Origin of the sequence: Ruegeria discodermiae, from assembly GCF_030758345.1 — a bacterium.
GTDB lineage: Bacteria > Pseudomonadota > Alphaproteobacteria > Rhodobacterales > Rhodobacteraceae > Ruegeria_C.
The window spans coordinates 1-7,367 of sequence record NZ_JAVAMO010000043.1; the positions used below are offsets into that span (position 1 = coordinate 1).

Genomic DNA, 7,367 nt, shown 5'->3' on the forward strand with positions numbered 1-7,367 from the left:
CCGGTTCACATTTGCCGCCTCATTCTTGCTGCCCACAACCTCGATGAATGTGATCTTGCACGGGGTCTATCGACCGGTTTCCTGGACATTCGCGATCCGCCGAGGCGCGCAGGTTTGGATCAACGTTGACATCGTGTGATCGGCGATGATCCTCTTCAAGGAAACATTGGAGTTGTCCTGCTGTGCTTGGAAAAGTCGTATGCACCTTCATAGGTTGTTTCCCTCTTTCACTCGATGCCTTGGATCTGCGTGAAACCGGGCGTTATGAACTCAATCGCCCGGCCAGTCTGGACTACGACCCGGCCTTTTGCGGGCTCTGGATCGCCAATGAAGGCCCGGAGGCCGTGTTGGTCACCCTGCAAGGCGAGGAACTGCGGCGGATAAGCAGCGATCTCTTTCGGATCAAAGCGATTGCCATCGAAGGCGATCATCTGTTGGTCGGCGACGGTTTTGGCAGCTTGCAAAGGTTAACCAAAGACGGCGCACCTTTGAGCGCTCCGTTCGCCTTGGCGGGCGGGTTTGCAGATACGGAGGGCATAGCCATCAATGCGGCAGGAGAGATCATCACCGTAGAGGACGATCCGGAGCGCCTGTCATGGTTTGACGCTAAGGGCCAGTTGAAGGCACGCATCGATACGATGACATTGGATCCGCCGCTGAGCGAAGCTCAGGGCATTGCTATCGACCCGCGCACCGGTCACCTGCTGATCGTCGACGATTGGGAGGGGTCGAACAGCCTCTATGAATTCACGCAAAAGGGGCAGTTGCTCGCACAGATCAGCCTGCTCAAATTTGGCGTTGACCCCGAGGGTATCGCGATCCGGCCCGGGTCGAACCAGCTTTTCGTGGCGTTTGACAGTGGGGCGGAACTCGTCACATTCGACTATACGCCGACGTTACCCGCCGGAGTGCCGCCACTGCCACCGGGAGCGGACTGCATGATGTTCTGAATGCGCGATTTGGTCCGATAACATCGGAAAACGGAAAGCCGCCTGACCAAGGCGGTTGTTTTCCAAACGAAGACTTTGCCTCGCTCTTTCTCAAATCGCAGTGCGGACCCGCTGAAGGCCGTCGGTTTAGATGGCTCTATCTGGGCAGTCATCAGGCTTTCTGGTTCGCTTGGTCGCAGTTCCACCGCCAGACCGTCCTCTTTCCCAAGTAGACGTGACATCGCGTACAGGCGCGAGATATTGGCCAAGCCAAGCTGAGAGATTAAATTTCCATAAGCCGACTGGACAGCCGGAATTTTGCCACCAATTTAAGCCCGTGTTCACGCGACGTACCTTCTCTCTGGCTGCCGTAGCCGCGCTAGGCGCGCCCTATCTAGCGCGGGCGCGAACTGAGGACCTGAGCAATGCCATCGGTGATATGCCTCAGCTGCATTCCCTGCTGGTACGTCATGAGGATGATACCATTTTCGCGCAGGCGCCCCGTGTGCCGGGGTTGGACCGACCTGCCAATATCAAATCCTGCTCCAAGAGCATCGTTGCGTTGCTGTTGGGCGCGGCGATTGAGCGTGGAGAAATTCCTTCGGTGGAGGCCAGATTGAGCGAAGTGGCACCACGATTGTTACCCGCCGACGCGACGCCGAGTGCAGAAAACATTACGATGGAAGACTTGGTGACGTTGCGCGCCGGCCTCCAACGGACCTCCGGAAGCAACTATGGTGGATGGATCAATTCCCCAAACTGGATTTCCGATGCGCTCACGCGACCCATGGTCGCGGAGCCCGGCGGGCGGATGATTTACTCTACGGGGTCGACACACATTCTTGGTGCGGCACTGGCGGAAGCGACGGGCAAAACACTTCTGGCGCAGGCTCGCGAGCGATTGGGCGCGCCATTGGGGATCGATGTTCCCGCATGGACGCGTGACCCGCAAGGGTACTATCTTGGCGGGAACGAGATGGCGATAACGCCGCGCTCGATGCTGAAGATCGCCGTTCTGCTGCGTGATCGCGGCGTGTTCGATGGCGCTGAGGTCGTCCCCAAACGATGGATCTCGGAATCGACCAGGCCCCATGGCCGGTCCGCGTTTTCCGGCTTGTCCTATGGTTACGGCTGGTTTCTGACTTCCAGCGGCTACGCACTGGCCCGAGGCTATGGCGGGCAGATCATCGCCGCCCATTCACGACGCAGGCTTGCGGTCGCAATTACGTCCGACCCGACGCGACCCGCAAGGTCAGGTGGCTATTTCGGAGAGCTCCTCGATCTGCTCAATGGGCCAATCCTCGCTCTTTCGTAGAGCTACATATTTGATCGACGCACTCGCGGCCCAGAGCCGACATCCGACCCAGTCCCTCGATGCTGCGGTCGCAGCCCGCTTTGCCGACCTTCGCTGCGAGAGCAAAAACTGATGCGGGTCGAACTTTCACAACACAGGACAATCCCGCCATTCATCTCGCTTAGACGAATGGCAGGACTGGCGCGGTATACCGGTCTGATAACTGAACGACGCTAAGCTTCGAGCATGACAACAATTGTGTCGGCACGGACACCATCGTGTTTCATCGCCGCCTGGCCGACTGGTCCGTTGTTGATCTCGAAAAACTTGTCCAGATCTGGGATGTTGGCGGACAGGCCGACCTTATTGGGCTCTGTCGGATGGACGAAAGTCACCATGTCGAAGGCAACCTCCTTGAAGATTTCATCGCGCTTGGGGGATGAAAGCCAGTGTTCGACATCGTTCACATCATGCATTGCAATAACTCTGGGCATTGGTCTTCTCCTTGTTGAAAGATCTCAGGTGGGAGCGGGAACGGGACGGGTCTGTGCCCCCGGCGTGCCTGTCTCAAAGAGAACCGCGAACCTTGAGCGTTGGACCCATAGGATCAGGATTCCGCAAACGATCAGGACAAACGCGAGCGGGAGTCCTCCGGGATTGAGGGTGGCATGAAACAGAACGATAACGGCCATTATCGGTGCCAGCAGGGCCAACCCCAGTGCCGGGGCCCGGTTGGACAGAAGAAGAAGCGCACCTGCCAGTTCGACGCCTTTCATCAATGGCCAGAGAAATCCGGCCTCCTTGAGCGCCGCTTCAAGCGCAAGCCCGGCGGAAGAGGTCGGCGGATGTATCAGGTGTGCGCCAGTGAAAATGAACGCAAATCCGTCCAACGCCCCCATCAGAAATATGCCGCCAAGTAACAGACGCGGCGCAGGATCGATCAGAAACGTCCGGAGGTTCGGAAGGGAGAACGGCATCGTGAATTTCCTTCAGGTTGCGATTGCATTTCAGTGCGTTTTCTTCTGAGTATGAGGGTAGGTAGCGTCACTCCAGCAAATAGTTTTCAGTCCAGATGAATGAAATTCAGATCAAGAACCTCGACCTGAACCTGCTCCTCGTCTTCCGGGTCCTGATGGAAGAGGGCAGCGTGAACCGGGCCGCCGAACAGCTCGGTCGAACACCCTCGGCCGTGAGTCACGCGCTTGGGCGATTGCGCGAACAACTGGATGACCCATTGCTGGTGCGCGCCGGTGGCATTATGAAACCAAGCCCGCGGGCCGAGGCCCTGTAACGCGAGATCCGGCCGATCCTGTCACGGATCGAACGCGTGGTGCAGGCGCCCGCCCCCTTCGAACCCATGACCTGCTCCCGGACCTTTCGCATGGCAGGACCGGCGCTGAATTGCATCGCCTCTGGAGTTGTCTCGCGCATGCAGGCAGAAGCACCGGATGCGGCATTGGCATGGCAACCCTATTCCAAAGAAACCATGGATCAGATCATCAAGGGTGAAGTGGATATCGCATTTGGAAACGCCAACTTTCCCCTGCCTGAAGGTCTGAAGGCAAAAGTCCTGAAACCGATGAAACGTTATGTTCTGGCCCGGCGGGGCCACCCGGCGACAAATGACTGGAGCTTGGACAGCTGGATGCGATGGCCGCATGCCGTTGTGCGCATTCCGGCCGCCATCCACGGTACGGTCGAAGAGCATCTTGCCCATCTTGGTCTGAAGCGCCGCATTGGATTTCACGCGGCCAACTGGTCCGGAATCGCATCGGCGCTGAATGATACAAACATGTTGGGAAACTTCGTTGCGTTAGTCTTGCTGGAGGGCCGCGCTGGCGACGACCTGCAAGTCCTGGAACCGCCCGAACCGATGCCCGATCTTGTCTTTCGTGTCATCTGGAACGCGGAGCTGGACGCGGACCCGGCCCTTGTCTGGATGCGCGGTATTGTTTTGACCACATTTGAAGACCTCGTGGATGAAGCCCAAAAACTCGTGTCAAATCGCGATATCGTCGTACCGCGAACCTTCGGTTGATGTTTCAAGCAACCCCAGACACTCTCATCTCGGAAGCCGTCATTCGTCGTTGGCGCAGCATCCACAAACTCATGCCGCAATGGCATATCGAGGACGGCCCTGAGCTGCCATTGACCTTGCATTGAAGATGCTGCGGTCGCATCCCACACAGCGGCCATTCGCCGGGAACGCGAAAGCCAGCTTCCGTATGGCTTACGTTCTGCAGACACGCTGAGGACCTACTTCGCCTGGCGCGGAGATCGTAACGCCGCCGTCCCCTCCCCTTTCCTCGACCTCCGCATCTCGGTAATGCGATTGCCAAGTCGCATCGAGGCGAAGGTTTGGAAATGACCGGGGTTCAAGGACTCGTTCTCTTCGAAAAACCCCGACCGGCAAATTAGTCAGTTGCTCGGTGTCATATCGACAATCGTGGGTTCACGATCACCACTGGTCGGAAAGACCACCATCTCATCGCCCATCGCTCCGAAATCGATCTGCTTGAGATCGACCTTGTGCACGGTCCGGTCGTACATAGTGTGATAGTAGTAGGTGAGGTTCTGGGAGTCGCTGGCAGTGGTGACCTGCGTGGCACTGTAAAGCAAGTCTTCCGATTGGACGTCGTCCTGGGCACCCTCGGCGGCATCGGCCGGAATGTTGAAATTGTCGAGGATCCGGAAAGCTTCTCGTACAGTATCATAGCCGCCCTGCGTTTCACGGGCTGTTTGCGAGAAAGCAACGGCACGCACAAAACGTGACGGGGGTGTGAAATCACCAGGCAGACCGATCATGCCGCTGCCTGCGCCAAGCGGAGCAAAAGTGACGCCGCTGGCTTCGACCTGCGGCACGCCGATAGCGGTCAGGTTGACGTAATTGTTAAGGTTCGTCATGTGCCAATCATAGTTTGGCGAATTGCTGATTACGCCAAGCGGGGCATCGAAAACAGTCAGCTCTTCATCGATATATTCGATGACGATCCGTCCACCTGAGCGGTCCGCCACCAGCATGTGAAATGGAAATGGGAAACCAAGCGTCTCATCCACTACGCCCACGACACGTATGTTCTCAAGGCCAGCTTTCGCTTCCTCAACTGTTTCGAAATTCGATAGGACATAGCTTGCCAGCAAATCACCGGGGATCGTGTTGTCCGAAAGTTCAGGCATGTACGCCTGATATTCGGTGAAGCCCGGCAGGTAGAATAACCCTGCGGTCAGTCCCGCCTCGTTGATCCCGTCGGCAGGAGCGCCGTGGTCCAGCATGCTGATGCCGACCATGCCGAACTTTCCGGTCCAAGTCGCACCCTGCTTTCCATCTGGCATCTCGCCAGCACTGTAGGAATACCCCCTCGGGATGATGTTGATCTTGGTTTCGAGGTCGAAGGGCCCCCATTCGGCGGTCCTTGCGCGAATGATGCTTCCGTCCGAACCGGTCAGCATGATGCCGGTACAAGCCCATGCCACTGAAGCAGATGCGATCATCGCAACAACGGTCAGGGCAACAGTTTTTGTCAGCGGGATGATGTTCATAGATGACCTCCTGATGTGGCGTCTTTCTAAATTCTGCAGTTGCTCGATGATGAATGTGCGTCAACTGCGAAAACCCACTTCTGACTGGCGGTTTGCATCAAAACTAAGTGGTGTTTCATATCGATACTATCTGATATTCAGTGCTGATCTGTAGCAATCACGACAAAGTCGGCATGGGCCAAGATAAAAACTTGATTGAACCAGCTAAACCGCAATTGGATGTTACTGAGGCGAAGCGCGCGGTTCTCAGGTGCGGGTGGCTTGCCGAACAAGACAAGGCGTTCCAGGCCGTCGTCTTGGAAAGGGCCACGCTACGGACGTTTGCCGTTGGTAGCCGAGTCTTTGAGGTCGGCGACTTCCGGGGCGGCATCTTTGGAGTTGCAGGCGGCGCTTTTGGAATCAAGGTTCCGCGACGCGGCGGCGAAGACCGGCTCGCCCATATTTGCCGCAGCGGCGTGTGGTTCGGATATGATGCCTCGCTCAGCCGGCGCCATCGGAACCTGGCATTCGTGGCGGTCGAACCCTCGATTGCGTTCCACGTCCCACTGGTCGCGCTAGACCAGATAGCTGCGTCCGACCCGAGATATCACCGGGCCCTGATTAAGGTCGCGTCCCACGGCATGGACATTGCCATCGCAACCGTCTCCGATCTTCTGATAACCAATGTCCAGCAACGCATTGCCTCGACGCTGCTGCGCATCGCTTCGACACATGACGTAGGACAAGAAGGTACGGCTGTCATCTCGGGGCTAACGCAGGAGCAGATTGGTGAGTTGGCCAATGCTGCGCGAGACGTGGTCAATCGAACTCTCAAGCAATTTGCGTCAAGAGGGTGGATCGAAGTCGCCTACAAGAGGATCAGGTTACTGGAGCCCGCGGCTCTGGAAGCGTTTTGCTCATAACCCGACGTACAATGAGCCGCTGAGAATGCAACTGGCATCATGGTCGCAAAGTAGGCGTCGCGATAATTCAAACCACTTCACTCTACTCAGCGGATCAGGAATTTGGATGCATTCCGGCGAACGTTGCAGTCGAGTTTTTTGCGACATGGATCTGCTCAAAAGGATGACCGGAGGGAAGGCGCGAGACGCTTGCTCTCCAGTTCGAGTATGAATGAGCCGGTCCATGATGATTGATGACAGTTCAAAGTAGCACAAAACTGGCCAAACGATTTCAATTCGCTTCGGCAAATCGGCCCAAAGCGGACATGCGTTCGCGGAGAAAACTTTTCGGCGCGACTTCCCTTAACCAGTCGCTCACATCGCAACGCCTCAAAGCCAATGCCTATGGCCATTTGTGGCCCCGTTGCTGAAGAAGTGTGGTCAGTCGAACAAAATCGGCGTCATTTTGTAGATCTGGGCGTTCCTCCCGAATTGCCAGCAGCAGCTTCTTTAAGTCTTCTGGCAGCCATTGGTCTTGCTCATTCACAATTATCGATAGCAACGCGAGTGTCTGCGATGGAAAATCTCGTGCCGAGTCACTCTGTTCAAGCAAATGTGCAACGAGACTGATGTCGTCAATTGGCTGCAGCCAATCACTAAAAAGGTCAAGAGCTGCAGGAAGTGCGCTGCCCGAAACCGAGCACAAAAGTGCAAACGACTTAG

General features: G+C 56.5%; 9 protein-coding genes. 5 read left to right on the plus strand and 4 right to left on the minus strand.

The genetic code is table 11. The annotated features are described in order from the left end of the window. Positions 1–239: 239 nt before the first annotated feature. Positions 240–950, plus strand: coding sequence for an SdiA-regulated/phytase-like domain-containing protein (locus tag Q5Y75_RS28090; protein WP_306203598.1), 711 nt, complete (start codon positions 240–242; stop codon positions 948–950). 316 nt (positions 951–1,266) lie between these two features. Next, positions 1,267–2,244 carry a serine hydrolase domain-containing protein gene (locus Q5Y75_RS28095; RefSeq protein WP_306203599.1) on the plus strand — a complete coding sequence of 326 codons (978 nt, stop codon included), beginning with the start codon at positions 1,267–1,269 and terminating at the stop codon, positions 2,242–2,244. Between the two features lie 212 nt (positions 2,245–2,456). On the opposite strand, the gene Q5Y75_RS28100 is transcribed toward Q5Y75_RS28095, so the two are convergent. Then, positions 2,457–2,699 (minus strand): hypothetical protein, encoded by a 243-nt coding sequence (locus Q5Y75_RS28100; RefSeq protein WP_306203600.1) that lies wholly within the window; start codon positions 2,697–2,699, stop codon positions 2,457–2,459. 42 nt (positions 2,700–2,741) lie between these two features. After that, a complete protein-coding gene (locus Q5Y75_RS28105; RefSeq protein WP_306203601.1) occupies positions 2,742–3,200 on the minus strand; it encodes a hypothetical protein in 459 nt (152 codons plus the stop codon). A gap of 95 nt (positions 3,201–3,295) precedes the next feature. Between Q5Y75_RS28105 and Q5Y75_RS28110 the strand changes: the two genes are divergently transcribed. Both Q5Y75_RS28110 and Q5Y75_RS28115 read left to right on the plus strand, forming a co-directional pair. Next, positions 3,296–3,514, plus strand: a complete 219-nt coding sequence (locus Q5Y75_RS28110; RefSeq protein WP_306203603.1) for a helix-turn-helix domain-containing protein — start codon at positions 3,296–3,298, stop codon at positions 3,512–3,514. Between the two features lie 90 nt (positions 3,515–3,604). Next, complete coding sequence (locus Q5Y75_RS28115) at positions 3,605–4,261, plus strand: LysR substrate-binding domain-containing protein (RefSeq protein ID WP_306203604.1); 657 nt, start codon at positions 3,605–3,607, stop codon at positions 4,259–4,261. A 380-nt stretch (positions 4,262–4,641) separates the two neighbouring features. On the opposite strand, the gene Q5Y75_RS28120 is transcribed toward Q5Y75_RS28115, so the two are convergent. Then, positions 4,642–5,763: a linear amide C-N hydrolase gene (locus Q5Y75_RS28120; RefSeq protein ID WP_306203605.1), complete on the minus strand. Its 1,122-nt coding sequence runs from the start codon at positions 5,761–5,763 to the stop codon at positions 4,642–4,644. A gap of 173 nt (positions 5,764–5,936) precedes the next feature. Between Q5Y75_RS28120 and Q5Y75_RS28125 the strand changes: the two genes are divergently transcribed. Continuing rightward, positions 5,937–6,665, plus strand: coding sequence for a Crp/Fnr family transcriptional regulator (locus tag Q5Y75_RS28125; protein WP_306203606.1), 729 nt, complete (start codon positions 5,937–5,939; stop codon positions 6,663–6,665). 382 nt (positions 6,666–7,047) lie between these two features. Here Q5Y75_RS28125 and Q5Y75_RS28130 read toward each other — a convergent pair. After that, positions 7,048–7,367 (minus strand): hypothetical protein (locus Q5Y75_RS28130; protein WP_306203607.1); only part of this gene is annotated, 320 nt, incomplete at its 5' end.

What these genes read in the sequence shown, in the direction of transcription:
- Q5Y75_RS28110 (WP_306203603.1), top strand. Translation starts at nt 3,296, where the DNA reads ATGAATGAAATTCAGATCAAGAACCTCGACCTGAACCTGCTCCTCGTC.
- Q5Y75_RS28100 (WP_306203600.1), bottom strand. Translation starts at nt 2,699, where the DNA reads ATGCATGATGTGAACGATGTCGAACACTGGCTTTCATCCCCCAAGCGC.
- Q5Y75_RS28120 (WP_306203605.1), bottom strand. Translation starts at nt 5,763, where the DNA reads ATGAACATCATCCCGCTGACAAAAACTGTTGCCCTGACCGTTGTTGCG.
- Q5Y75_RS28105 (WP_306203601.1), bottom strand. Translation starts at nt 3,200, where the DNA reads ATGCCGTTCTCCCTTCCGAACCTCCGGACGTTTCTGATCGATCCTGCG.
- Q5Y75_RS28125 (WP_306203606.1), top strand. Translation starts at nt 5,937, where the DNA reads ATGGGCCAAGATAAAAACTTGATTGAACCAGCTAAACCGCAATTGGAT.
- Q5Y75_RS28115 (WP_306203604.1), top strand. Translation starts at nt 3,605, where the DNA reads ATGGCAGGACCGGCGCTGAATTGCATCGCCTCTGGAGTTGTCTCGCGC.